Source organism: Varibaculum vaginae (assembly GCF_900604285.1).
Lineage (GTDB): Bacteria > Actinomycetota > Actinomycetes > Actinomycetales > Actinomycetaceae > Varibaculum > Varibaculum vaginae.
This window is the reverse complement of sequence record NZ_UWNY01000001.1, coordinates 677,000-700,231: the sequence shown is the minus strand read 5'-3', so window position 1 is coordinate 700,231 and position 23,232 is coordinate 677,000. Positions and strand designations below refer to the sequence as shown.

26 protein-coding genes are annotated in these 23,232 nt (G+C 49.7%); 6 read left to right on the top strand and 20 right to left on the bottom strand.

Annotated features, from left to right (window positions below):
* Window positions 1-10 precede the first annotated feature (10 nt).
* The gene (gene glmS / locus EFB02_RS03000) at window positions 11-1,975 is read right to left on the bottom strand and encodes a glutamine--fructose-6-phosphate transaminase (isomerizing) (protein ID WP_122820118.1); all 1,965 of its coding nucleotides are present in this window, start codon (window positions 1,973-1,975) and stop codon (window positions 11-13) included.
* Window positions 1,976-2,133: 158 nt separating this feature from the next.
* Between glmS and glmM the strand changes: the two genes are divergently transcribed.
* Both glmM and coaA read left to right on the top strand, forming a co-directional pair.
* Entirely contained in the window at window positions 2,134-3,474 is a 1,341-nt protein-coding gene (gene glmM, locus EFB02_RS02995) for a phosphoglucosamine mutase (RefSeq protein WP_122820117.1), read from the top strand.
* 109 nt (window positions 3,475-3,583) lie between these two features.
* A complete protein-coding gene (gene coaA / locus EFB02_RS02990; RefSeq protein ID WP_122820116.1) occupies window positions 3,584-4,588 on the top strand; it encodes a type I pantothenate kinase in 1,005 nt (334 codons plus the stop codon).
* 116 nt (window positions 4,589-4,704) lie between these two features.
* On the opposite strand, the gene rpsI is transcribed toward coaA, so the two are convergent.
* The 3 genes from rpsI to EFB02_RS02975 all read right to left on the bottom strand — a co-directional run bounded on the left by rpsI (window position 4,705) and on the right by EFB02_RS02975 (window position 7,157).
* Complete coding sequence (gene rpsI, locus EFB02_RS02985; protein ID WP_122820115.1) at window positions 4,705-5,196, bottom strand: 30S ribosomal protein S9; 492 nt, start codon at window positions 5,194-5,196, stop codon at window positions 4,705-4,707.
* 27 nt (window positions 5,197-5,223) lie between these two features.
* Window positions 5,224-5,670, bottom strand: coding sequence for a 50S ribosomal protein L13 (gene rplM / locus EFB02_RS02980; protein WP_122820114.1), 447 nt, complete (start codon window positions 5,668-5,670; stop codon window positions 5,224-5,226).
* Window positions 5,671-6,032: 362 nt separating this feature from the next.
* On the bottom strand, window positions 6,033-7,157 hold the full coding sequence (locus EFB02_RS02975) for an ROK family transcriptional regulator (protein WP_122820113.1): 1,125 nt from the start codon (window positions 7,155-7,157) through the stop codon (window positions 6,033-6,035).
* A 318-nt stretch (window positions 7,158-7,475) separates the two neighbouring features.
* On the opposite strand from EFB02_RS02975, the gene EFB02_RS02970 reads away from it, so the two are divergent.
* Genes EFB02_RS02970 through EFB02_RS02955 form a run of 4 tightly spaced genes read left to right on the top strand, consistent with a single transcriptional unit; the run spans window position 7,476 to window position 12,210 of the window.
* The gene (locus EFB02_RS02970) at window positions 7,476-8,264 is read left to right on the top strand and encodes a carbohydrate ABC transporter permease (protein ID WP_234992706.1); all 789 of its coding nucleotides are present in this window, start codon (window positions 7,476-7,478) and stop codon (window positions 8,262-8,264) included.
* Window positions 8,265-8,280: 16 nt separating this feature from the next.
* Window positions 8,281-9,180, top strand: coding sequence for a carbohydrate ABC transporter permease (locus EFB02_RS02965; protein WP_122820111.1), 900 nt, complete (start codon window positions 8,281-8,283; stop codon window positions 9,178-9,180).
* A 22-nt stretch (window positions 9,181-9,202) separates the two neighbouring features.
* A complete protein-coding gene (locus EFB02_RS02960; RefSeq protein WP_122820110.1) occupies window positions 9,203-10,552 on the top strand; it encodes an ABC transporter substrate-binding protein in 1,350 nt (449 codons plus the stop codon).
* Between the two features lie 32 nt (window positions 10,553-10,584).
* On the top strand, window positions 10,585-12,210 hold the full coding sequence (locus tag EFB02_RS02955) for a glycoside hydrolase family 36 protein (protein ID WP_122820109.1): 1,626 nt from the start codon (window positions 10,585-10,587) through the stop codon (window positions 12,208-12,210).
* Between the two features lie 22 nt (window positions 12,211-12,232).
* Here EFB02_RS02955 and truA read toward each other — a convergent pair whose 3' ends face one another.
* The 16 genes from truA to EFB02_RS02885 all read right to left on the bottom strand — a co-directional run bounded on the left by truA (window position 12,233) and on the right by EFB02_RS02885 (window position 23,079).
* Complete coding sequence (gene truA / locus EFB02_RS02950; protein ID WP_122820108.1) at window positions 12,233-13,099, bottom strand: tRNA pseudouridine(38-40) synthase TruA; 867 nt, start codon at window positions 13,097-13,099, stop codon at window positions 12,233-12,235.
* A complete protein-coding gene (locus EFB02_RS02945; protein WP_122820631.1) occupies window positions 13,099-13,857 on the bottom strand; it encodes an ROK family protein in 759 nt (252 codons plus the stop codon). The genes truA and EFB02_RS02945 overlap by 1 nt, the downstream gene beginning before the upstream one ends.
* Before the next feature lie 167 nt (window positions 13,858-14,024).
* Window positions 14,025-14,573 carry a 50S ribosomal protein L17 gene (gene rplQ, locus EFB02_RS02940; RefSeq protein ID WP_122820107.1) on the bottom strand — a complete coding sequence of 183 codons (549 nt, stop codon included), beginning with the start codon at window positions 14,571-14,573 and terminating at the stop codon, window positions 14,025-14,027.
* Window positions 14,574-14,629: 56 nt separating this feature from the next.
* Complete coding sequence (locus tag EFB02_RS02935) at window positions 14,630-15,631, bottom strand: DNA-directed RNA polymerase subunit alpha (RefSeq protein WP_122820106.1); 1,002 nt, start codon at window positions 15,629-15,631, stop codon at window positions 14,630-14,632.
* Window positions 15,632-15,791: 160 nt separating this feature from the next.
* Complete coding sequence (gene rpsK, locus EFB02_RS02930; RefSeq protein ID WP_022864718.1) at window positions 15,792-16,190, bottom strand: 30S ribosomal protein S11; 399 nt, start codon at window positions 16,188-16,190, stop codon at window positions 15,792-15,794.
* Window positions 16,191-16,236: 46 nt separating this feature from the next.
* Window positions 16,237-16,614 (bottom strand): 30S ribosomal protein S13, encoded by a 378-nt coding sequence (rpsM, locus tag EFB02_RS02925; RefSeq protein ID WP_122820105.1) that lies wholly within the window; start codon window positions 16,612-16,614, stop codon window positions 16,237-16,239.
* Window positions 16,615-16,741: 127 nt separating this feature from the next.
* Window positions 16,742-16,855 (bottom strand): 50S ribosomal protein L36, encoded by a 114-nt coding sequence (gene rpmJ / locus EFB02_RS02920; RefSeq protein WP_024059744.1) that lies wholly within the window; start codon window positions 16,853-16,855, stop codon window positions 16,742-16,744.
* Between the two features lie 45 nt (window positions 16,856-16,900).
* The gene (gene infA, locus EFB02_RS02915) at window positions 16,901-17,122 is read right to left on the bottom strand and encodes a translation initiation factor IF-1 (protein ID WP_071129423.1); all 222 of its coding nucleotides are present in this window, start codon (window positions 17,120-17,122) and stop codon (window positions 16,901-16,903) included.
* A 257-nt stretch (window positions 17,123-17,379) separates the two neighbouring features.
* Window positions 17,380-18,273, bottom strand: a complete 894-nt coding sequence (gene map / locus EFB02_RS02910) for a type I methionyl aminopeptidase (RefSeq protein WP_122820104.1) — start codon at window positions 18,271-18,273, stop codon at window positions 17,380-17,382.
* 26 nt (window positions 18,274-18,299) lie between these two features.
* Window positions 18,300-18,869 (bottom strand): adenylate kinase, encoded by a 570-nt coding sequence (locus EFB02_RS02905; protein WP_122820103.1) that lies wholly within the window; start codon window positions 18,867-18,869, stop codon window positions 18,300-18,302.
* The gene (gene secY, locus EFB02_RS02900; RefSeq protein ID WP_122820102.1) at window positions 18,866-20,158 is read right to left on the bottom strand and encodes a preprotein translocase subunit SecY; all 1,293 of its coding nucleotides are present in this window, start codon (window positions 20,156-20,158) and stop codon (window positions 18,866-18,868) included. Before secY ends, EFB02_RS02905 begins: the two co-directional genes overlap by 4 nt.
* Before the next feature lie 198 nt (window positions 20,159-20,356).
* Window positions 20,357-21,124, bottom strand: a complete 768-nt coding sequence (locus EFB02_RS02895) for an LCP family protein (RefSeq protein ID WP_160115361.1) — start codon at window positions 21,122-21,124, stop codon at window positions 20,357-20,359.
* A gap of 35 nt (window positions 21,125-21,159) precedes the next feature.
* Window positions 21,160-21,330, bottom strand: coding sequence for a hypothetical protein (locus EFB02_RS08690; protein WP_160115360.1), 171 nt, complete (start codon window positions 21,328-21,330; stop codon window positions 21,160-21,162).
* Window positions 21,331-21,447: 117 nt separating this feature from the next.
* On the bottom strand, window positions 21,448-21,876 hold the full coding sequence (locus EFB02_RS02890; RefSeq protein ID WP_122820100.1) for an LPXTG cell wall anchor domain-containing protein: 429 nt from the start codon (window positions 21,874-21,876) through the stop codon (window positions 21,448-21,450).
* Between the two features lie 82 nt (window positions 21,877-21,958).
* Window positions 21,959-22,126 (bottom strand): hypothetical protein, encoded by a 168-nt coding sequence (locus EFB02_RS08685; RefSeq protein WP_160115359.1) that lies wholly within the window; start codon window positions 22,124-22,126, stop codon window positions 21,959-21,961.
* A 335-nt stretch (window positions 22,127-22,461) separates the two neighbouring features.
* Entirely contained in the window at window positions 22,462-23,079 is a 618-nt protein-coding gene (locus EFB02_RS02885; protein ID WP_122820099.1) for a VldE C-terminal domain-containing protein, read from the bottom strand.
* Window positions 23,080-23,232 lie beyond the last annotated feature (153 nt).

Sequence of the window (23,232 nt, the reverse complement as noted above, 5' to 3'; positions counted from 1 at the left end):
TTTCTACTGACTACTCAACCGTCACTGATTTTGCCAGGTTCCGCGGCTGATCTACGTCATACCCCTTGCTCTTAGCTACCTCACACGCGAATACCTGCAGCGGAATCACCGTCAGCAGAGGCATGTAGAGGGTGGGGGTGCTAGGAACCCGGAAAATATGGTCGGCATATTTATCGACTTTATCGTCGCCCTCTTCCGCTACTACCAGGGTAATCGCGCCACGAGCCCGCACCTCCTGCAGGTTCGAAATCACCTTTTGGTGCAGCTCGGGGCGGCGCGGGGTAGGCACCACGATAAACACGAACTGCCCCGGCTCGATCAACGCAATCGGACCGTGTTTGAGCTCGCCCGCCGCAAAACCTTCCGCGTGCACATAGGCGATTTCTTTAAGTTTCAGTGCCCCTTCCATCGCTACCGGGTACCCTACGTGCCGACCTAAGAAAATCGTGGATTTCAGGTCTTTCCCGTAGCGTTTAGCTACCTCGACTACCGGCTGCATTTCATTAAGCAGGGTTTGCATTTTGTGGGGAACTGCCGCTAGTTTTTCCAGGTAATCAGCAATTTCATCAATGAATTTATTTCCCCGCACCTGCGCTAAATATAGTCCCAACAGGTAGCAAGCAGTGATCTGGGCCGTGAATGCCTTGGTGGAGGCCACGGCAATTTCGGGTCCAGCATGGGTTAGCAGCACCGCATCGGATTCACGGGGAATGGTAGAGCCAGGAGTGTTCACAATCGCCAGCACTTTCGCGCCCTGTTCCCGGGCGTGCCGCACCGCCATAATGGTGTCCATAGTTTCCCCGGATTGGCTGATTGCCACCACCAGGGTACTCTGGTCAACTACCGGATCACGGTAACGGAACTCGCTGGCTAGCTCTACTTCTACCGGAATTCGGCACCAATGCTCAATCGCGTAACGAGCAATCTGCCCGGCATAGGCGGAAGTACCACAGGCGATAATCACCATTTTGTTGACTTGTCGCAGTACGTCTTGACTGATGCGCAGCTCATCTAGAGTCAGATAGCCTTGCGAATCGGTACGATCCTGCAGAGTGGCCGTAACTGCCTGGGGTTGTTCATGGATTTCTTTTTCCATAAAGGTCCCCCACCCTCCTTTAGAGGTGCGGTCTACCGAAAAATCCACGGTGAACTGCTTAGGAGTAACCGCTCGACCTTGACTGTCTGCCACTTGTACCTGCTTGGCAGTAACCATTACTAATTCGTCTTGCCCGATTTCCAGACAATCCTTAGTGTGATCGGCGAAAGCTAAAACATCAGAACCTAGGTAGTTGCAATCTTTGCCCACCCCAATAACTAGTGGGGAGGATCGTCGCGCAGCTACTACAATCCCGGGGGCATCCCGATGAATCGCCAAAATAGTGAATGTCCCTTTTAGCTGCGCCATAGTTTTCAGCAGTGCCCGGGCAAGCCGTGCCGCCGCCAGGTGAGCCCCACTCGCAACCTCCGGGGAAACTTGGGCTTTATCCAGAACCGGAGCAGGCACCTCAGCTGCATCCTTACCAAGAGAGGTATCCGTACCCTCGTCAGCTAAATAGGACGCTGCCAGCAAATTTGCGATTACTTCAGTATCAGTTTCGGAGATAAAACTGAAGCCCTGCTGTTCAAGGATACGACGCAAGTTATCGGCGTTCTCGATAATCCCGTTATGTACTACCGCGAGTTGCCCATCGGAAGAGGCATGGGGATGAGCATTGACATCCGTCGGCCCCCCGTGAGTGGCCCAACGAGTATGTCCGATTCCCGCGATTGCCTCCGGCAGGGGATTTTCTTGCAAATTTGTTCTTAAATTCGCAAGCTTGCCGCTTTTTTTGCGGATTTCTATCCCGCCCGGGGTTGAAAGTCCAATCCCCGCGGAATCATAGCCGCGATACTCTAGACGAGCCAGACCCCCCATAATCACTGCTTCTGCATCTTTAGTGGGCGCCAGCCCGACCATTCCTAAGATCCCACACATGAAATAGATTTTTTCACGAGTTCCGCCGCATTGCTATCTCGCGCGCCTACGCAGCACAAATGGAGAATATTGCCGACAGTGGCTCGCAGAGGAAAACTCAACCATCTAGGTGCGGTAGGCTGAGAAAGTCAGATTCTGCTAGTTGAAAGACAGGTAAAATGGGCAGACTTTTTGGAACCGACGGAGTGCGCGGTCTAGCAAATAAAGAATTAACCCCGGAATTGGCTTTAGAACTGGGACGGGCCGCCGCAAAACAGGTACGCAAAGATGCGCCGAAAGGACGGAAACTACGGGCAATTGTCGGCCGTGACACCCGCATGTCCGGTGATTTCCTAGATCATGCGATTTCCGCCGGCCTGGCCTCTGAAGGAGTAGACGTAAACCGTATCGGAGTGGTCACCACTCCTTGCGTGGCCTACCTCACCGCGAAATCCGATGTTGACCTGGGAGTGATGATTTCCGCTTCACATAACCCTATGCCCGATAACGGGATTAAGTTTTTCGCTCACGGTGGCTATAAGTTACCTGATGCAATCGAAGACCAGATTGAACAACTCCTAGGGGATGAAACTGACCGCCCCATCGGAGAAGGCGTTGGCGAGATTGAAGAAGAACGAGAAAGCGCCGAAAAGCTCTACATTAAACACCTGGTGCGAGCAGCCGGCGATCTTTCCGGGCTGCGAGTTGCAGTTGATTGTGCAAATGGAGCAGCCAGCCATTTAGGGCCGGAGGCACTGCAAGAGGCGGGAATAGATACCGTAGTGATTAATGCTTCCCCCGATGGGCGCAATATCAACGACAATTGCGGTTCCACTCACCCCCAACAACTACAAAGCCAAGTAGTAGCCGCAGGCTGTGACTTCGGAGTAGCTTTCGATGGAGACGCCGACCGCTGTCTGGCAGTAGATTCTCAAGGAAACCTGGTGGACGGCGACAAGATTATGGGAATGCTGGCTGCCTATTTCAAAGAAAAGGGCGAGCTAACTGGAAACACCCTGGTGATCACCATCATGTCTAACCTGGGTTTAATTTTGGCGATGAAGGAAAAAGGGATTAACACCGTCCAGACTGCGGTGGGCGACCGCTACGTCCTAGAAAAGATGCGTGAACAAGGATTCGTGTTGGGCGGCGAACAGTCAGGTCACGTAATTAACGCCAATCACGCCACCACTGGGGATGGAATTCTCACTGCCCTATGCATAGCCCGCGCAGTTAAAGATGCTGGTCAGCCTCTAGAGAAAATTTGCGAATTCGTAAAACGCTTACCGCAAACCCTGATTAACGTACCCAACGTAGACAAGACGCGTACCGACGATACCGGACTACGTGAAGAAATCACGAAGGCCGAGGAAGAACTGGGCGACACTGGACGGGTAGTACTGCGCGCCTCCGGAACCGAACCACTGGTGCGGGTAATGGTAGAGGCGGCCACCCAGGAACAAGCTGATGAGGTTTGTGAGCGTCTGGCGCGAGAAGTTAAGAACCGCCTATCTTTGTAGGGTGATTTCCTATTTCCGTCAGTGTTTTTAACCGAAGCACTGAAGCGAGGAAGAAACCGTCATCAAGCAAGGCTTTTGCGCAGAGCCTAATACAGCGGAGCTTATCAATATGTCGGCAAGATCCATTTATGAACAGTTCGATCGGGATGCCTGGCGCGCCTTGGCTGCCAAAACGCCGATGCCCCTGACCGAAGCTGATCTGCGTTCCCTAGCTGCTTTAGGGGATCCTATTGATTTGGAGGAAGCCGATGCGGTTTATCGTCCCCTCTCGGCTTTGTTGCGCTACCGGGTTTTGCATTCGCGCGCCCTCGCCCAAGATCAACAGGATTTTTTTGGGCGTCCCCAAAAAAGGAAAATCCCCTTCATTATTGGAGTTGCTGGTTCGGTAGCGGTCGGAAAATCAACCACTTCTCGCATCCTACAAAATCTGCTTAGCCGCTGGCCAGAGACATCCCGAGTCGCGCTAGTAACTACCGACGGGTTTTTGTATCCGAATGCAGAACTAGAACGACGGGGGCTGGTAGCACGGAAAGGTTTCCCAGAGTCCTATAACCGCCGCGCTCTGCTTAACTTTGTTACCCAGGTAAAAGCTGGGGTGCCGGAAGTAAAAGCTCCGGTATATTCCCACGTCACCTATGACGTAGTACCGGATAAATATGTGACTGTAGCTAGCCCTGATATTTTGATTCTTGAGGGCATCAACGTGCTGCAACCAGCCTGGTTTTATCGAGGGCATCAAGACCTCCCCAACCTTGAAAAACTGTTGGATCAAGATGACGGGCGCAGCGGATTATATGATCACAAGTCCCTGGCAGTAAGCGATTTCTTTGATTTTTCGATTTATGTTGATGCCAAAACACGCGATATTGAGCAATGGTTCGTGGAGCGTTTCTTATCCCTAAAAGAGTCAGCGTTCCGCAACCCGGATTCTTATTTCCAGGTTTATGCCGGAATTTCTGATTCCGTGGCGCGCCAAATTGCCCTCGATATTTGGACCTCGATAAACCTACCCAACCTGGAGCAACAGATTCGCCCAACCAGGGGACGGGCGACATTAATTTTACGTAAAGATGCGCATCATCGCCTAGAAAACGTCTACCTCCGCAAAATTTAAATTAGCTGCCGTATTCCCGGTACGTGATTTCATCTGCCTGGTCTGCGCAATACAGTTTTGCCTGGTAAAGACAACATTTAGTTGTCTTTACCAGGCAAACGTATAAGCGTGAAAGCTTAGCGCTTAGAGTACTGCGAAGCTTTACGAGCTTTCTTAAGACCCGGCTTCTTACGCTCAACAGCGCGTGAATCGCGGGTTAGGAATCCTGCCTTCTTTAGGGCAGGACGGTTAGCTTCCCGATCGATTTCGTTCAGCGCCCGAGCCACGCCTAAGCGTACTGCCCCGGCCTGTCCGGAGATCCCGCCACCGGATACCCGAGCAATAACGTCAAAGCGTCCCTCGAGATCTAGCAGGGTAAACGGCGATCGCACGAGCTGCTGATGCAACTTATTCGGGAAATAATTTTCCAAAGCACGACCGTTGATCTTCCATTCGCCGCTTCCCGGAATCAACCGGACACGCGCGACTGCACTTTTACGACGTCCCAGCCCGATGCCGGGAGCGGTCACGGATTGACCGGAGCCGGTCGGCTCCGACTTGGTTTCCGTGGTGTAAGAGCTGGGGGCGTTCTCCTCCAACAGCTCTTCATTTTCGGTGGTATCAGCCACAATTCTCCTCAGGGTCTTGGCTCAGGGCTACTGGGCGATTTTCTTAATTTCGTAAGGTTCCGGCTGCTGTGCCGCATGGTCATGTTCGGGACCTGCGAATACATGCAGCTTCTTCATTTGGACACGTCCCAACCGAGTGTGGGGAACCATGCCACGCACCGCTTTTTGCACCGCCACCTCTGGTTTCTTGCTTAGCAAGTCACCATAGGTTAGAGATTTCAAGCCACCGGGGTAACCGGAGTGACGGTAGACACGTTTCTGCTCACGTTTATTGCCGGTAAGTCCGACCTTGGCGGCGTTCACGATAATCACGTGATCACCCATATCCTCGTTGGGAGTATAGGTCGGCTTATGCTTGCCACGCAGCAGCTTGGCAGCAACGGCCGCCAGTCGTCCGAGAACGACGTCTTCAGCGTCGATGACATACCACTTCTTGTCTTGGGTGTCACCGGCTTTCGGATTATAAGTTCGCACGGGCTTAAGCCTTCGTTTCTTCCTTGGGGGTGAATTCTGCGAGGGCACGGCAACACAATGGCAAAATGCCTAAAATGTTGCGGACGCCGCCGTAGTGTTTTCCACCCGACTTTTTATTTCTTTCCGTCTAGCGTCCCGTTTTTGCCAAAATGCCAGCTACAAGCCCACACCTGGATTGTTCCAGGACACACAACGCTCTTTAGTGTACGGGAGTAACACCACCTGGGTCAAAGCTGCCATTTGTTGAACTACACACATACTTAACGCTAACCACGCATTAACTGCTGGCCGAAGTTTCCTCCTTTCCTCACCTCAGCGCACAGATGGTACCCTTATCAACTATTGTCAGACAGCGCTTTTCATCAGAGCCAAAATTTTTCCAAATCGGTGGCAGGAAAATAGTCCGAGTTTAATGTGTGCATATTGATTTGATCAAACACCCCGTCTAGGGCGTAACGAATCCCTCCGAGGGCAACGGAACGCCGCCCCAAAGTCGACACCGCTATCGGGGGCGCAAATGGACATAGTTCTTTGATAGTTTGTTTCATCTGCGGCAAAAATAGATCAGCATATTTGCAAAATTGTCCCCCCAAAACCACGCATTCGGGGTCAATAACCGCGATCATACTAGCAGTTCCCAATCCCAGAATTTCTCCGTACTTTTTTGCTCCGGAAAGTGCGAGTTCATTCCCTTCTCTCGCCTGTTGAAACAGACTTTCGCGATCGGGCGGCTTAGCTGGGCTATATACTCCACTAGCAAAGCTTTCAGCTTCTAGTTCTTTCCAACGCAATTGCGGAATTTCTCCAATTAGTCCCGCGGCGCCGCGACTCCCAGTCCGCACTCTTCCGTCAAGCACGCTAGCCGCGCCGGTGCGAATTCCGGCCAGAATAAAAACCACCTCATTATATTTAGACGCTGCCCCTACCCACGATTCTCCGCGGGCACCTAACGCACAATCCCCCACAGTGGTTACTTTTACTTTTAATTCCTTACTGATCAGGCGATCTAGTTGCAATCCCTGCCATCCCGGCATGCCTTTACCACCAAAATATGCAACTTGTCCCTGATATTGAATGCCGGGACTCCCGGTTACGCAAATCCAAGTCTTACCGCACTCGGTTTCCTGTAACGTTTTTTTACTAACCGATAAAGCGGCTTCTAGACGTGCTTTCGCGGGCGTATTTTCCGCTAAATCTTCGGTGTTCTCAGCGAGTATATTCCCGCTTAGATCCGCGGTGAGCGCGCTAACATGATGAGCGCCTATATCTAGAGAGAGGACATGTCCGGCTTGAGAGGAGATTTTATAATAGGTAGCTGGTCTACCTATCACAATTATTCCTTCGGGAGCCGAAGCACTCTCTACCCAACCCAGTTTAGCCAGGTCAGCCATAATTGATTCGGCAGCCGGGCGAGTTACCCCTATCTGTTTTGCAACATTTGCTACCGTATCAACGCAGCCAGTCAGGTAGCGTATTGCCGCTTCCATATTGGTCCGCCGTTGAATTCTTCGCTGAGCATTCACAATGGTAAACCCCCATTTACTGAAAATGCTTGACTTACTAAAGAAACTAACGTAATAATTACTGTGACGCAACTCTTACTAGTTAAGGGGTCGAAGATGACTGCCGCTAAACACCAAGGAACTACAGTGAGTTCAAACTCACTCCCCTGCATAAAAAACACTACCAACAGACCTGACGCTTCTGTCGGCAAAAGCAGCCACCTACACCTAGCGGAAATAAGAGCGGGATACCTTTTCATTGCCCCTGCCGTAATCGGATTTTTGATTTTTTATCTAGTTCCCATGGTACGAGGTCTAGCCATAAGTTTTACAGATTGGGATTTAATCTCCCCCGCGAAATTCGTGGGGTTTGCCAATTACCAAAAGCTCCTGAGCGATCAGCATTTCAGCCATGCGCTAGTGGTTACCGTAATTTACGTCCTCGTCAACATCGCCACTCAGACCATAGCCGGTTTGGGAATAGCTGTACTAATGCAACGCATCAGTCAATCCAGCTTGGTGCGCTCACTCTTACTCATCCCCTGGCTAGTACCAAACGTTACAATCGCAGTCATCACCTTGTTTTTACTCGACCCCAATGTTGGTCTCGTAAACCATCTGCTAACTTTAGTCCACAGTGAACCAATCGCTTTCTACGGCAATCCCGATATCGCCATCTTTACAGTCGCTCTGGTTAACTCCTGGCGAAATATGGGATATACGGCGTTACTGATTTTTGCGGGAATGCAAATAGTTCCAAAAATGATTTACGATGCCGCCGAGATAGATGGGGCTGGTACAACCAGAAGTTTTTTCTCTATAACCCTCCCGCTGATACGTCCCATCCTGGTGATGGTGGTAGTAGTGTCCATGATCGGTTCCTTCCAGATTTTTGACACTGTAGCGGTAGCCACCAAAGGCGGCCCTCTAGATTCTACGCGAGTTATCTATTTCTATATCTATGAAAAAGCTTTCCAACAAGGTCAAATGGGGTATGCCGCGGCAATGGCGGTCATATTGTTACTCATTATCCTCGTAATGACCCTCACCCAACTACGTTTAACGAAAGCTACCGAATCGGATCTGGGATAACCCAAGGGGATAAAAAATGAGGAAAAATAGCAGCAGCTTACGCAAGGTGAGCACGGAAAAAATATTCGGCTGGGCTACCTTAATATTAATTTTGATAGTCACTCTACTTCCCTTTGTCTGGGCAATCCGGACGGCTCTAACTCCTAACTCCCAAATTTTTAACGGGGACTATTCCTTGATTCCCACCGACGCTAGCTGGATAAATTTCAAGCGCGTCCTCGGGTTTGCAACTACTGAAGAAGATTTAGCCGCAGGAGGATCGGGCGCAAAGATATATTTCTGGCTTTACCTGCGAAACTCTCTAATATTCACCGCCATATTGGTAATCGGTCAAGTAGTGACTTCCACGATGGCTGCCTATGCCTTTGCACGTCTCCATTTCCCCGGAAGAGATAAAATCTTTGCAATCCTGCTCACGGGAATGATGATTCCCCCCATCTTCATAGTGCTACCAAACTTTGTATTGGTAAAAAACCTAGGGTTACTAAATACTTTCAGCGGTTTATTAGCGCCATACGTTTTGGTTTCTCCTTTCGCTATTTTCTTTTTGCGGCAATTCTTCCTATCTGTTCCCCGAGAAGTAGAAGAAGCCGCTCTTTTAGATGGGGCTAATCAATGGACCATATTTAGCAGAGTAGTAGTACCTATCTGTAAATCGCCCATCACCACGATTGCAATTATTCAGGCTGTTTTCGCATGGAACGAATACTTATGGCCACAGCTGGTGGGCAAAGAACACGCCGTTCGACTCCTTAATGTCGCTCTGGCTACCTTTCAACAAGCTTCCCCCTCTACTAAACCAGACTGGGCAGGTCTCATGGCAGCTGCAACCCTGCAGACTATCCCTATGCTGATCTTACTGTTGGTAGTCGGGAAGAAACTAGTAAATTCAATCGGTCTTACTTCGGCGAAGTAGAGCCGTCCCTAAGGAGAATGAAATGAAAAAAACAATCGCATTGACCTGCGGTGTAGCTATATTTGCCGCAGCAGGACTGGCTGGGTGCGCCCCCCAGGAAACGAAGGGAAGCGGCACAAGTAGCAATACGGTTACCTACAGTTTGTGGGATCCTAACCAAAAACCCGCCTACGAGGCGTGCGCAGCCGAATTCAAGAAGAAGAGCGGAATTACCGTAGATATCCAACAAACCGGATGGGACGATTATTGGAAGAACCTGACGGTTCAGCTATCTTCGGGAGAAGCCCCGGATGTTATCACCAACCACGTAGCTCAATACCCTGAATTAGCAGCTAAAGACGTATTGACTGACCTCAAACCGTATATCGAAAAAGATAAGATTGATTTGAGTCAATACACTGGCGAGCTGGCATCTCTATGGAATTATGAGGGCAAAACTTTTGGGATTCCACAAGACTGGGACACTATCGCGCTCGTTTATAACGTAAAAGACGTCAAAGACGCCGGAATCGATGAAGCTAGTTTGCAGAGTTTGGACTGGAATCCCCAAGACGGCGGTACTTTTGGTAAGACCATTGCTCACCTAACCATCGATAAGAATGGAAAACGTGGGGATGAAGCGGGTTTTGATAAGAACAACGTGGAAACTTACGGATGGGGATTGGAGACTAATTCTGGAGTAGTAGGCCAAGGCCCCTGGTCATGGTTTGCGCTCTCTAATGGTTTCAGCTACTTAGATAAGAACCCGTTTGGCCGCCACTACAATCTAGATTCGCCCAAATTAATTGAAGCTATGAGCTGGTGGCAAAAGCAGATTGAAGCTGGCTATGTCACCCCGGTTGAAAAAGCTGGCGATCTTGGTTTAGAGCCCATGATGGAGCAAAACAAAGCGGCGATTATCCCCGACGGTTCTTGGAGAATTAATACTTGGTCACAATCAAAGACTCAAGAATTCAAGTTTGCTCCTCTCCCCAAAGGTCCCCTGGGACAGAGAACCATTATTAATGGCCTAGCCCCATCTATTACTAAGAACGCGAAAGATAAAGATAAGGCATGGCAGTGGGTCAAATTCCTAACTTCCGCGGAATGCCAGACCATTATCGCGAAGAAAGCCATAGTATTCCCCTCAATAACTAGCCAATCAGAGGCCGCAGCTAAAGCACACGAGGCTAACGGAGTCGATGTTAGTGCCTTCTTAAATATCACTAAAGATCCGAAGAACCTGGTCTACTACCCGATAACTTTTAAAGCTGAAGAGATTAATACCGAAGCTAACAAAGTTTTCGAAGGCATAGAACGCGGAAGCGAAGATCCCGCTAAGGCTCTCCCGGCGTTAAACAAGAAAATAAATGAGCTACTAGCGGAAAAGTAAGTTACTAAACGACCACCACGAGGAACGGGATCATGAAGATAACCTACCGGCAAGGGAAGCTTATTTTCCCGGCAGAGGACTCTGGCTGCTCTGCAGTTAACACTTTGGGAGAGGTAGCTAAGACGCCCCTCAGAGGGGAGGCGTCTTGCAAAACTGCGGAGTTTTTCTGCCCTGAAATTGAAATAACCTACCCCGCTTACAAAGATGCCGAGTTTTATCGACATGGCTGGAATTCTTGGTCTCCGACCTCGTGGTGGTCGCTCAACAAACCTCCCTACCGAGTCTGGGATAATCCTCCGCGTTCATTAACAGCCGAGGATGGATATTCGGACAATCCGGAAATTCACCAATCCTATTTATTAACCGCAATCAAATTTGACCCCAAAACAGACTTCATATTGCTAGTCGGCGCCCTAGGAGGAGAATCTGGATATTTCGAAATTGGAAACACTCTTCTAAGCGGGAAAAAATTACCTGATAAAACCGAAAAATCCGCGCCTGCGTTCCCCACCAAATGTAATAAGAATAGGAACCTCACCTGGTGGGTGGGAGTTGGCAAAGAGCTGAATGTTTTTAGAGCCTATTGCACCGCCCTCGGAGAATCTTTAGATACTAAAGCTACAGATTTATGTAAATATCCCGGTCCAATCTGGTCATCCTGGTACTCCTGGTTTGAAGAAATCAACGAAGAAATTATTGAAAGCGAGATTCGCCCCGCAGCTACCAGCGGATACCATGTATTCGAAATCGACGATGGCTGGCAAGCAAAAATTGGAGAATGGGAACCCAACCAAAAGTTTCCTAAAGGACTTGCGAATCTGGCAAGCAAAATCAGTGCCCACAATATGGAGGCTGGCATCTGGGTTTCACCATTTATTGCTGCTGATAACAGCACAATAGTCCAGGAGCATCCAGAATATTTCATTCACGATTTTTCCGGAAACTTACAACCTGCAGGTTATAACTGGGGAAATTACTATTACGGACTGGACTGTACCCACCCGGGCGCAAAAACTTGGTTAAGAAAAATTCTGAAAACCATTTTTAAATGGGGATTCACCTATTTCAAGCTGGATTTTCTTAACGCAGCTGCCATAGTAGGTCAGCGATATCGAGCAATTCCTCGCGAACAGGCCTACCAAGAAGGATTAAAAATAATCCGGGAAACACTTCCCGAGGCCTACCTAATGGCTTCCGGAGCGTTAATCGGACCTTCATTAGGTCTCGTTGACGGCATGAGAGTGAGTCCCGATACTGCCCCCTATTGGGATAACACAGAGCGTAAACGTGATCCCTCCGGACCAGCTGTTCGCAATGCCACCTTAAATTCTCTGTCCCGTTATTGGTTAAAGGAATTGGTAGCACTAGATCCAGATGTTTGTTTCGCCCGTTCGCGAGGTTCTCTCCTAAGCCCCGAAGCAAATGAAGTCACCCAGAAACTAGCCAGAGTTTGCGGCGTGTTTAGCTGTTCTGACCCCTATACCTGGTTAACACCATCTGAAATAGCTCAGGTAAAAGACCTCTGTAAGGAATTTGCAACGCCTCCCTCAGCTGAACAGATTTCTCGTTTTCACTTCCGTATCGAAAACCAGGATATTGATTTCACTCCGTGGCTGTATCCTTCCGGACGAATTTCTGATCGCATTTTAGCTAAATAAATCAGTCTTAAAAACGATAGCCTTAAAGTACGTTTGGAAGGGTGCGCACAACTTTGGCTTTTTGAGCTTGAGCAGCATACTGGCTGGCAGGCGGATAGTTAACTTCCCAAAGGGTCAACCCCCGTCCATCGGCAAGCGGTACCCGTTGATCGCGCACTCCCGCAGCCAATAGTTCCGCTATCCAATTGGTGCTGTACTTTCCGCGTCCAATCTCGATTAAGGCACCCATCATAAACCGAACTTGCGAATGACAAAAGGCATCCGCACAAATCAAAGCCTGCACTATTCCTGTTTCGGGGCGGGAAATATTAAAGGAATGGAGGGTGCGTACCGTTGTTGCCCCCTCGCGAGGCTTGGCAAAGGGAAGAAAATCATGTTCCCCACAAAGCGCTTGTGCTGCCACTTGCATTTTTTCCGCATTCAAAGGCGTGGATGCGCGTGCGATATCTAACCGGCACGGATCTATTGCCCGCGCATTATCGCAGATAAGGTACCGATAGGTGCGGGAAAGCGCCGAAAATCGGGCATCAAAATCCGTCGCAACTACGCTGATCTGTTTAACTGCCAAAGCACCGTTTAAACCGCGTCCTGCCAAGCCTTCTAGGCGAGAACGCAGCCGTAATGCGCGTACCTGATCGTCCTCTTTGCGTCCTCTCGACAGGGAAATCCAAAACTCCACTGGCACATCTAAGTGTGCTACCTGGCCGCGCGCATTTACCCCCGCATCGGTACGACCGGCCACGGTAAGCTGTGCTGGTTGCCGCGTAATCAGAGATAGTGCTTCCTCGAGTCGACCTTGAACTGTCAACAAACCGGGTTGACGTGCCCAACCGTGAAAGGGTTGCCCGCGATAGGCAAGGTCTAGGCGTAAACGAATCAGCGAGCTCATTAGGTCACCAAATCCCAAGCACGCACCCCGCCGCGTATACCGGCATCATTAGGCACGATAACTACTTCTTCTCCCAGGGTTTTGCGTACAGATTCCACGATATGTGAGGAGTTTCCCCCACCTAAGTAAAGCCGATCCCACATAATCGCTTCTCGAAGCACACCCACCACTCGGCGTACCCGTCGCGACCAGTGAGTATCCCCCATTCGTACCCGTTCAGGCTCACCTACATAGTCGTCAAACAGCAATCCCCAACGGGCAACCATATGGGAAAGCTCCATATGAGGAGCCAAGCGTCCCCCATCCCAAATAGAATTGCCCAAACCGGTTCCCAAGGTAATAATCATTTCCATCCCGGTACCAGATACAACTCCGGCACCAGCTACTTCGGCGTCATTTAGCACCAGAGAAGGTAACGCAGTTTGTTCTAGCAAGGCGCGGGCAAGATCAAAGTTTTTCCACGCTGCAACCATTTCCGGCAGCACCCGAGTGCGTGGGCCAGATCTACAAACATAATGGGGGGTGGAAATGACTACCCCATGACGAATCATCCCTGGCATTCCCAGCGTGATTCGGTTAGCACCAACTTGGAATTCGGAACGGAAACTCTTGACGATTTCAATTAATTTTTCTGGAGGCAACGGGTAAGGGGTAGGTATACGCAGAGAGGGCGCCACCATAGTGCCTCGTTTATCGACTACCGAGGCCTTAATCCCCCCTCCCCCACAGTCCACCGACAACGTAAGGGGATTTTTAATCTGCTTTCCCATATTCCTAGCTTACCTAGAGATGTTTACTCGCTGATCCCAAGAATCATTTTCTAGACTAACTAAAAAATAATGCGGGCAGTTGGCCACCATTTACCAACTGCCCGCACCAAGTAGATGCTAAAAACCAGTGGAGTTACCCACCGATATTAGCCAGGTTATTTTTCTTTAGAATCTGCGGCTTCCGCACTCTCTTCAGCTTCTGCTGCCTCAGAGTTCTCTTTGTCACTTTCCTCGACCTTGTCGGCTTCTTTAGATTCCTCAGCTTGCTCAGGCTCCGCGACTTCTTCCTTAGTGGGCTGTACCTTAGCTTTCGCCTCTAGCTTCTCGGTAACCAAGGAGATCTCGGCCATAGGAGCATTATCCCCACGGCGAGCAGGCAGTTTCACAATCCGGGTATATCCACCCTGACGGTTCGGATCTAAATCGGGAACTACCTCGTCAAACAGCGTGTAGACCGCGTCAAATCCCCGGGTGTATTTATCAACCTGGGTGCTCAGTTTACGGGCAACCATCCGACGATTGTGAATATCACCCTTCTTCGCCTTGGTGATCAGCTTTTCAATGTAGGGCTGCAGACGACGAGCTTTAGCTTCCGTGGTGCGAATTGAACGATGCTCGATTAGCGACTTCGCCAGATTCGCAAGAATTTTGCGCTCATGTGCCGGGCCGGCTCCTAGCCGGGGACCTTTAGATGGCTTAGGCATTTTTCTTCCTTTACTTTCTAAAAAACTTTATTGTTTCAGCGCCGAGAAAACCCGACTTAGTCATCAGAGAACTGTAGCGAACTGGGGGTAGCCAGGTCATCTAGGCTGACCGAAGTGGGCAGCGGAGAATCCTTAAGCGCCATTCCCATTTCGGCGAGTTTCGCCTTGATTTCTTCGATCGACTTGGCACCAAAATTCCGGATATCCATTAGATCCGCCTCAGAGCGGGCAACCAATTGCCCCACCGTGTTAATGCCTTCACGGGTCAAGGCGTTATAAGAACGCGACTGCAGACCCAGGTCATCAATAGAGAGCGCCAAATCTTGAGCTAGCGCTTGATCGGTTTGGGGAGCGCCAATCTCGATACCCTCGGCCTCGATGTTTAATTCCTGGCAAAGTCCGAACAACTCCACCAGGGTCTTGCCTGCAGAAGCAAGTGCGTCCCGAGGAGCTAGTCCCGGTTTGCTTTCCACATCTACAATCAGGCGGTCAAAGTCGGTGCGCTGTTCCACACGAGTAGCTTCAACCTTGTAGCGGACTTTAACCACTGGAGAGTAAATCGAATCAATCGGAATTCGAGAAATCTCATGACCATCCGACTTGTTCTGATCAGCAGACACGTAGCCACGACCACGTTCTACTGTTAACTCAATCTCCAGCTTACCGGAGTCATTAAGAGTCGCCAGATACAAATCTGGGTTATGAATTTCAACTCCCGCCGGAGGGGTAATATCCCCTGCCGTAACCTGTCCTGCTCCTGCCTTGCGCAGGTACATAACCACCGGTTCATCATTCTCGGAAGACAGCACAATCTGCTTGATATTCAGAATGATCTCGGAGACATCCTCCATTACTCCCGGAATGGTGCGGAACTCATGCGGCACCCCCTCGATCCGAATAGAGGTAACTGCGGCTCCGGGGATGGAGGAAAGTAGGGTACGCCGCAAGCTGTTTCCTAGGGTGTGCCCGAATCCGGGTTCTAGGGGTTCAAGGGTGAAGCGGGAGCGTTGTTCGCTAATCACTTCTTCCGATAGCACGGGTCGCTGTGAAATAAGCAACGTGTTGTCCTTTCTGCCGCCCAGCCCGCCATATGACTGGAACGAACGTTCTGACCTGAGGTCAGCTTCTTAGACAAGACTGCGGAATCCCCCAAATGACGGCCTGGAGACCCACAGAAGTGTTTTACTATCTTCTTTTTTCTGCTTTAGTTAGGACGCGTTATACGCGGCGACGCTTCGGAGGCCGGCAACCATTATGGGCATGAGGAGTAACATCCTGAATGGACCCTACCTCAAGCCCGGTAGCCTGCAGGGAACGGATAGCAGTCTCGCGACCCGACCCCGGTCCTTTAACGAACACGTCAACCTTTTTCATACCGTGTTCTTGAGCGCGCCGAGCGGCAGCTTCGGCTGCCATCTGCGCGGCGAAAGGAGTTGATTTGCGCGATCCTTTGAAACCCATCTGGCCGGCAGACGACCAGGAAATAACGGCTCCGGAGGGATCGGTAATCGAAACGATAGTGTTATTAAATGTGGACTTAATGAACGCTTTTCCCTGAATAACGTTCTTACGCGCAGCCCGACGCGGCTTACGGCTCTTTATAGAACTAGCAGCCATATCTTCCTTCTTTTCCTCAGATCCAGCAGGTGGTGCCTGCGCTTACTTATACAGCCTTCTTCTTACCGGCAACGGTGCGTTTCGGCCCCTTGCGGGTACGCGCATTGGTCTTGGTTCGCTGACCGTGTACCGGCAAATGGAACCGGTGACGCAAGCCCTGATAACAACCAATCTCAATCTTGCGGCGAATATCGGCTTGGACCTCACGACGAAGGTCGCCTTCAACCTTGTAGTTGGATTCAATAAAGTCGCGTACTTTAATCAGATCTTCTTCCGAAATATCCTTTACACGCACATCCGGAGAAACCCCGGTTTCTTTCAGCGTTTTTTGAGCGCGCGTGCGCCCAACGCCATAAATGTAAGTAAGTGCCACTTCCAGACGCTTTTCGCGAGGAAGATCAACACCGGCAATACGTGCTGCCATTAATTTTCTCTCCACATTGTTTCCGGAGGCCGTCGCGCTACCTTCCGCTACTGCGGCCTAGGCCTCCGGACCTAGGGTCATCTTTCATAGAGAAAGATGCTGGTGGCACGCTTTTTATTATTCTCGGCTAGCCTTGACGCTGCTTATGCCGAGGGTTTTCGCAAATCACCATGACAACGCCGTGGCGACGAATCACCTTGCATTTTTCACAGATCTTCTTAACGCTGGGTTGAACCTTCATAACTTCCCTCTTGCGGCGACGGAATTATCCGTAGCCAACACTGTTTTACTTGTATCGGTAAACAATTCGGCCGCGGGTTAAATCGTAGGGGCTGAGCTCTACTACCACGCGATCCTCTGGCAAGATTCGGATATAATGCTGACGCATTTTGCCCGAAATGTGCGCTAGCACCTTGTGACCGTTCTCGAGTTCTACCCGGAAATACGCATTCGGGAGTGCCTCTGCCACGGTACCTTCGACCTCTACAACGCCTTCTTTTTTAGCCATCTATCCTTCACTAACCTTGTCCACATAGGATGACCAGCGGGTATACTCTACCCCTCTAGCCACAAACCCAATAGTCAACTTTACGTTAGTAACGGGGCAAACCTAAAGCTGATAAAGGGTTAAATCGGTCACGCATATTTCGCCTCTACGATCTTAGGCGTGTCGCTGGTTGCAAAATAGATTTTTTCCAGTAGGTTTCCTTGTTTCCCTTCTTTACAAGCTAATATCCGGGAGCAGGAAGAAGCCTAAAGCTACCTTTACAGCTCTTGCGGTTCCACCCCGAAAGGAGCCAATGCAGCTTTCCCAAAATCAGGCTGATTAAGGACGCAAATCCCCCGTTCTAATACTGCGACTTGCGCTTCCCAATGACAGGCGAGAGCGTGATCTACGGTTTTCACAGTCCATTCATCAGCCATAGTTACGACTTGATTCGAACCGCGAGTCAATATCGGTTCCACGCACAACACCATTCCTGGTTTTATCACTGCCGATCTCCCCGCCGCACGGAAGTTGACCACGTCAGGAGCCTGATGCATGGCAGTACCAATCCCATGCCCAGTGAACTCTTCCACTATTCCCGCGGTCCAGCCCAAACGCTGACCGAAAGAATCTACTGCGTCCTCGATGGCGGCACCAATATCATTCACCCGGGCACGCGAACGATCCATAGCCGCCACTCCCGCCCAGGTGCTATAGCGAGTAATTTCTAGGAGCTGCTCTTTTTCTGAACACATCGCGTATTCATGGGCAGAAATAGAAGGCTCCGGCTTCGGCGCCGGTTCTTCACCGATAATAACCGAGAAGGCGGAATCACCGTGCCACTGCTTGCCGTCTCGTACTAGATAGCATCCACAGTCGAAACTAACTAAATCCCCGACCTCAAAGGGGACATCACCAGGAATCCCGTGCACTACCGTGTCATTTACCGAGATACAGATGGTTGCCGGGTAATCAAAATACCCTAAAAAGTTAGAGTGAGCACCCGCATCCGCGATTACCTGCGCCGAAATTTTATCTATTTCGCGGGGAGTCACCCCCGCCCGAGCGTATTCCCAAACGGCCTCATGAATTTGGTTGACAATTAGCGCCGCCTGACGCATATAACCAAGCTGCTGTCGATTCTTTATTTCTATACCCCGCCCAAATAGCATAGGTACCCAGCTTCTTCCCTTTTTAGCTATTTTTGCAGCTGGGAAGCAATGTTATCCCAAACTTGGTCAATAGAACCATTGCCATCGATATTTATTAGCAGGCCAGCCTCACGATAGTAGCGAACCAAAGGCTCGGTTTGCTCCTGGTATACCTGGAGGCGACGCCGAATCACCGGCTCAGTATCATCAGAGCGGTGTTCAATCTCGGCACGTTTAAGTAGCCGTCCCACCACGTCCTCTAACTGGACATCCAAATTGATCACCGCATCTAGCTGAGTTCCCATATCTTTGAGAACCCGATCCATAAAATGAGCCTGTTCCAGGTTGCGCGGATAACCGTCAGCAAGGAAACCCTCGCGGTAGCTCGGAGACTGGAGCTCTGCCTCGACCAGGGAACTAATCACTGAATCCGGTACTAGCTCGCCCCGATCAATTAGTTCCTTAGCTTTTTTACCTAGCTCGGTACCGGCCTTCATCTGGCTGCGTAGCATCGCTCCAGTAGAAAAAGTTGGGATATCAAGCAGTTCACAAATCTTTTGTGCCTGGGTACCTTTACCTGCGCCAGGTGCACCCAAAATTAATAGGCGTTTTTTCATTTTAGGAATCCTTCGTAGTGATGTTGTTGAAGCTGAGCATCAATCTGCTGTACGGTTTGCAGACCTACACCCACCATAATTAATAGGGTAGTTCCCCCGAAGGGCATCTGGGTAACCTTCAGCGGGATTAGCGCTACGATCGGCACCATGGCTACCACCACCAAATACAGTGCGCCGGCAGTAGTAATCCGACTAATCACATAGTGGAGGTAGTCAGCTGTGGGAGCCCCTGCCCGGATTCCAGGAATAAAGCCGCCATACTTCTTCATATTATCGGCGATTTCTTCGGGGTTGAAAGTAATCTGGGTATAGAAGAAAGCGAATCCCAGCACTAGCAGAGCGTAGCAGATTAAATAAATCAGAGAGTCATGCTGGAAGTTATCATTAATCCATTTGACCCAGCCTGCGGTAGGTTTACCGAAACGGGAAATCATTTGCGGCATGGCCAACAGCGAGGCTGCGAAAATCACGGGAATAACGCCCGACATATTAATCTTCATAGGGATGTAAGTAGTGGATCCACCATACATTCGCCGACCCACCATGCGTTTGGCATACTGTACCGGAATGCGCCGCTGCGCCTGTTCTACGAACACAATAGCCAGGGTAATCAAGGCTACTAGGCCGATGATAATAAGTACCTTCCATACCCCACCGGAGGCTCCAATTGACTGAAGGTGCGCGGGCATATTCGCCACGATACCGGTGAAAATCAGTAAGGACATACCATTACCGATACCGTTCTCGGTAATCAGTTCGGCCAGCCACATGATGAGACCGGTACCGGCGGTCATGGTAATCATCATGATCAGATAGTTAATTGCCGATTGATCGGGAATAATCGGTTTACTGGGGGCACAGCCTTGTAGCAGTTGTCCGGAACGCGCCATATAGATAATGGTCACTGACTGCAGTACCCCGAGTCCAATGGTCAAATACCGGGTGTATTGGGTCATTTTGGCTTTCCCGGCTTGCCCTTCGCGGTGCAAATCCTCGAAGCGGGGAATCACCACCCGCATCAGTTGGGTAATAATCGAGGCCGTAATATAAGGCATGATCCCCATGGCGAACACTGATAGTGAAAGCAATGCTCCCCCGGAAAACAGGTTAACCAGGTCGAGGAGACCATTTTGCTCATTGTTCTTTAGGCAGGCTTGCAGGTTCGGATAGTTAACCCCCGGAGAGGGGATATGGGATCCGATCCGGTACAGCGCCATAATTGCCAAGGTGAACAGGAGCTTTTTCCTAAGATCCGGCGTTTTAAACGCCTGTACGAATACGCTAAGCAAGCTGCCTCCAGCACTATGTTCTTCAACGGCACAGAAAAGATGAATCTATAACCCTTAGTAGCCTACACAATTTTAGCCGGTAATGGCACATAGGCTAGGGTAAGGAATTTCGGGCGCCTTTTCTGGCTATCTAGTTTTCCGCTTCTACGAAAACCGGTTTTCTCGTATTTTCAATGCTCATCGTAACTACCAATATCTTTATCCTTCAAAGTTGAACTCAGTGGTAGTCTCACGATGATAAAGTTTGCAGGGTTTTTTGAAACCTAAATCTCTTAACTGTTGCTCTCCCTTAGGAGAGAGCTTTCTGTGTAGTTTATCGGAGGATACTATTTCCGAATCAATAGTATGAAACTCTAAATTCCCATTTACCAAAGCTAGTACCTGACTCCAAGAGCTATTCTCATCAATCTTTATACCGTGAGCTACACTCCAAGCCGCCTTTCTCCAGATGAGAGGATTCTTAGTGCGATTCAATTTGTCTTCGATCTCGTGGATTGCCATTTTGGCATGCTCCATCCTCATGTTCGCACCTTTTTCCGCGCTAACCGTTTTCCATTTCCCATCAATAAACTCTTGGTAGCTGCGAGCACGAACAAAAGCTAATAGTTGCCTGCCATTTAGATTCTGTTTACCTGACTTAAGATTGAGTTTCGCATCCCTGTCGCGTATGGGGTGGGTTACGTTAATCTCCACTCCCCCAAGGGCGTCTGTTAGCTTTACAAAACCACTCATATCTATCTGCATATAGTGGTTAGCTGGAACTCCAATATCGTTACACAATGACGCGTTTAAACGAGTGGGACCGAAAACTAGCATCAAAGTGAGTCTGGTAGAGGGATTATTTTGATAGTTGACATCTATGTCTCTTGGCAATGCCGCCAAGATTAGCTTATCTCCTGCTTTGCGAGCTAAAAAGATCAAGTCGGCTCGTTCCCCTTGTGCCTGCTCATCTTCGTCTGACTGCAAGTAGCTGGGAGCGTCAGCGCGAGAATCACTGGCTACTAGCAGCCAAGTTTCAGATCCATGGCCACTGGGTTGCGCAAAACAACCCGATCTACCTGTCTGGACAGTAAAAACAGCTCCATAACCAGCAGCAACATCATGAGTATTGCCGTAATGAGCGTACCAATTAGTACCCGTTTACTTCTACTAGTAAGAGGGGTGCGGGACATAACAACCATCTTCTATTTCAGCAGACAAAATATAAAAATAGATAAAAGTTTAATGGCTGAGGCACCTGAGTGCCTCAGCCATTAAATTGCTTAGTTATTTAACAATAGTCGAAACTATTAGCTGAACCGGCGACGGAGAGCAACAATTCCAGCTCCAGCAGCAGCCAGAGCACCGGCCGCTACCGCCGCTACTGATGCTGCAGCACCAGTATTTACATTTGCAAAGTTGTTACCGATTTTGCCACAGTTTTCAGCTTTATCTTTGATGGTGAACTCGGAGAAACCTGCATCCTTAACAACGGCCTTGGATTCACCTTTAGGATAAACGGTCAATTCCGCAGTATGCTTGCCGACCTCGAGTTCACATCCCAACTTGTGGGTGAAAGTGGCGGTCTTACCGGCAGGAACAAACTTGTTACCCAAATTCACCGGATTCGAATGCAAGGTTACATTTTGAATGGTGTCAAAAGACTTCCCGCTGGCACCGGTGGTTACCACAGGTTTGGTGGTGAGAACCAAAAGGTCGCCATACTTTAGCTCGTCCAAGCTGACAGTTTTCCATCGCGGGTAGCCGACAAATCGCCATTGAAGGTGTAGTCACCATATTTCGCAGAGGTACCATTGGGGGTTACATCTCCCTGCGCTGGGAGACTCCCATAGCTACTGCCAGCAGGATCCGAGTAGTTCGCCGGGTGGGGTTTCCATAACCAGCAGGTGCCGCGATTGCGGAGGGCACCATGGCGAAAGAAAGCGCAAAAGCGGCGACCGCTGTGGCTAGTTTCTGTGTTTTCTTCATATCTAGTAGTATTCCTTCCCTTAGAAAGATGGGGTGGGCAAGTTTATGTAACTATTTTGAAACCAACCGCAAACATTGCTTTGCATAACCAATGAGAAAAAATCAAGAGTTTTTTAAAAAAACCTGTTTTATCTGCTAAACGCCATTTATTTGCGCATAAAATAGTTCGCTATCTGACATAATTTGGCGAGGCGTAGGCCAAAAAGCTCAAATGACATTTTAATGATCGAGACTCGATCGCCATCAGAAGAACCCCTTGGCCAGACAGTGGATCCATTCTTTGCCAACCGTAAAAAAGGGAGGGATACCCTGCCTAGCGTGATACAGCGACAATCCTATAGGCAGCGACCGGAGCCAACATTAAAGCTGATATGCACGTGATCGTAATGGTTTTGGGTCGTGGAGCCACGGTCTTCCATACCATTCCAGGTTCCCCCGGGCATCCAAATACGTTGTTTCCAGATAATGTACTTAACATTCAGATCCGAGCTATTGTTTATCGCCCAGTTAGCAATAGTATCCCCCAGGGCACTGGACACCGGAACCATAACGTCTAGAGCTAGACCCCGGCCATGATCTTGGGGATCCCCAGGTCGATAACCTCCGATATTAGTAACCCCGAAACGCTCAGAAATCATGGTTCGCACCTGGCGAGGCCAGGCTTGTAAACCAGCTTCCCCACTTGGTGTGGTGCAGTGAGGAGTTTCAGCTTTAGTTACAACCGCACTAGATGCTCCCGCAGAAATCGCACTAATCTTATCGGAGGAAACCTTAACGCCATCATCGACCGACACCGCTTGGTTGTACAGATTTTCCTGCAACATCGTGCTGGCAATCTTAGAAACATCAACGCCTTCATCATTGACTACAGCAGAGGGATGAGCAGAATCTGCAGCCACTAAACCAAAGGACGCCATAACCACGACTGGTGCCATCAACCAGGTTTTACGCAATTTTTCTCCTGACGATCCGTCCACTAGCAAGCTAGTCGGTACATAACGTTTTCATAACAAATATGTTACGAGTATAAATAATTAGGGGTCGGGGCTGTCAAGTATTTCGATAGCAATAATTTAAAGTCACAATCCCTGATAGCGCTCGGAGTT

Bases quoted from the DNA above. Each gene is read 5' to 3' on its own strand.
- EFB02_RS02905 (WP_122820103.1), bottom strand. From the start codon at position 18,869: ATGAAAAAACGCCTATTAATTTTGGGTGCACCTGGCGCAGGTAAAGGT.
- EFB02_RS02955 (WP_122820109.1), top strand. From the start codon at position 10,585: ATGAAGATAACCTACCGGCAAGGGAAGCTTATTTTCCCGGCAGAGGAC.
- glmM (WP_122820117.1), top strand. From the start codon at position 2,134: ATGGGCAGACTTTTTGGAACCGACGGAGTGCGCGGTCTAGCAAATAAA.
- rpmJ (WP_024059744.1), bottom strand. From the start codon at position 16,855: ATGAAGGTTCAACCCAGCGTTAAGAAGATCTGTGAAAAATGCAAGGTG.
- EFB02_RS02960 (WP_122820110.1), top strand. From the start codon at position 9,203: ATGAAAAAAACAATCGCATTGACCTGCGGTGTAGCTATATTTGCCGCA.
- EFB02_RS02975 (WP_122820113.1), bottom strand. From the start codon at position 7,157: ATGGAAGCGGCAATACGCTACCTGACTGGCTGCGTTGATACGGTAGCA.
- truA (WP_122820108.1), bottom strand. From the start codon at position 13,099: ATGAGCTCGCTGATTCGTTTACGCCTAGACCTTGCCTATCGCGGGCAA.
- rplQ (WP_122820107.1), bottom strand. From the start codon at position 14,573: ATGCCTAAGCCATCTAAAGGTCCCCGGCTAGGAGCCGGCCCGGCACAT.
- coaA (WP_122820116.1), top strand. From the start codon at position 3,584: ATGTCGGCAAGATCCATTTATGAACAGTTCGATCGGGATGCCTGGCGC.
- map (WP_122820104.1), bottom strand. From the start codon at position 18,273: ATGCTATTTGGGCGGGGTATAGAAATAAAGAATCGACAGCAGCTTGGT.
- EFB02_RS08685 (WP_160115359.1), bottom strand. From the start codon at position 22,126: ATGAAGAAAACACAGAAACTAGCCACAGCGGTCGCCGCTTTTGCGCTT.
- rpsM (WP_122820105.1), bottom strand. From the start codon at position 16,614: ATGGCAGCACGTATTGCCGGTGTTGATCTTCCTCGCGAAAAGCGTCTG.
- rpsK (WP_022864718.1), bottom strand. From the start codon at position 16,190: ATGGCTGCTAGTTCTATAAAGAGCCGTAAGCCGCGTCGGGCTGCGCGT.
- infA (WP_071129423.1), bottom strand. From the start codon at position 17,122: ATGGCTAAAAAAGAAGGCGTTGTAGAGGTCGAAGGTACCGTGGCAGAG.
- EFB02_RS02970 (WP_234992706.1), top strand. From the start codon at position 7,476: ATGGTACGAGGTCTAGCCATAAGTTTTACAGATTGGGATTTAATCTCC.
- EFB02_RS02965 (WP_122820111.1), top strand. From the start codon at position 8,281: ATGAGGAAAAATAGCAGCAGCTTACGCAAGGTGAGCACGGAAAAAATA.
- glmS (WP_122820118.1), bottom strand. From the start codon at position 1,975: ATGTGTGGGATCTTAGGAATGGTCGGGCTGGCGCCCACTAAAGATGCA.
- EFB02_RS08690 (WP_160115360.1), bottom strand. From the start codon at position 21,330: ATGTCCCGCACCCCTCTTACTAGTAGAAGTAAACGGGTACTAATTGGT.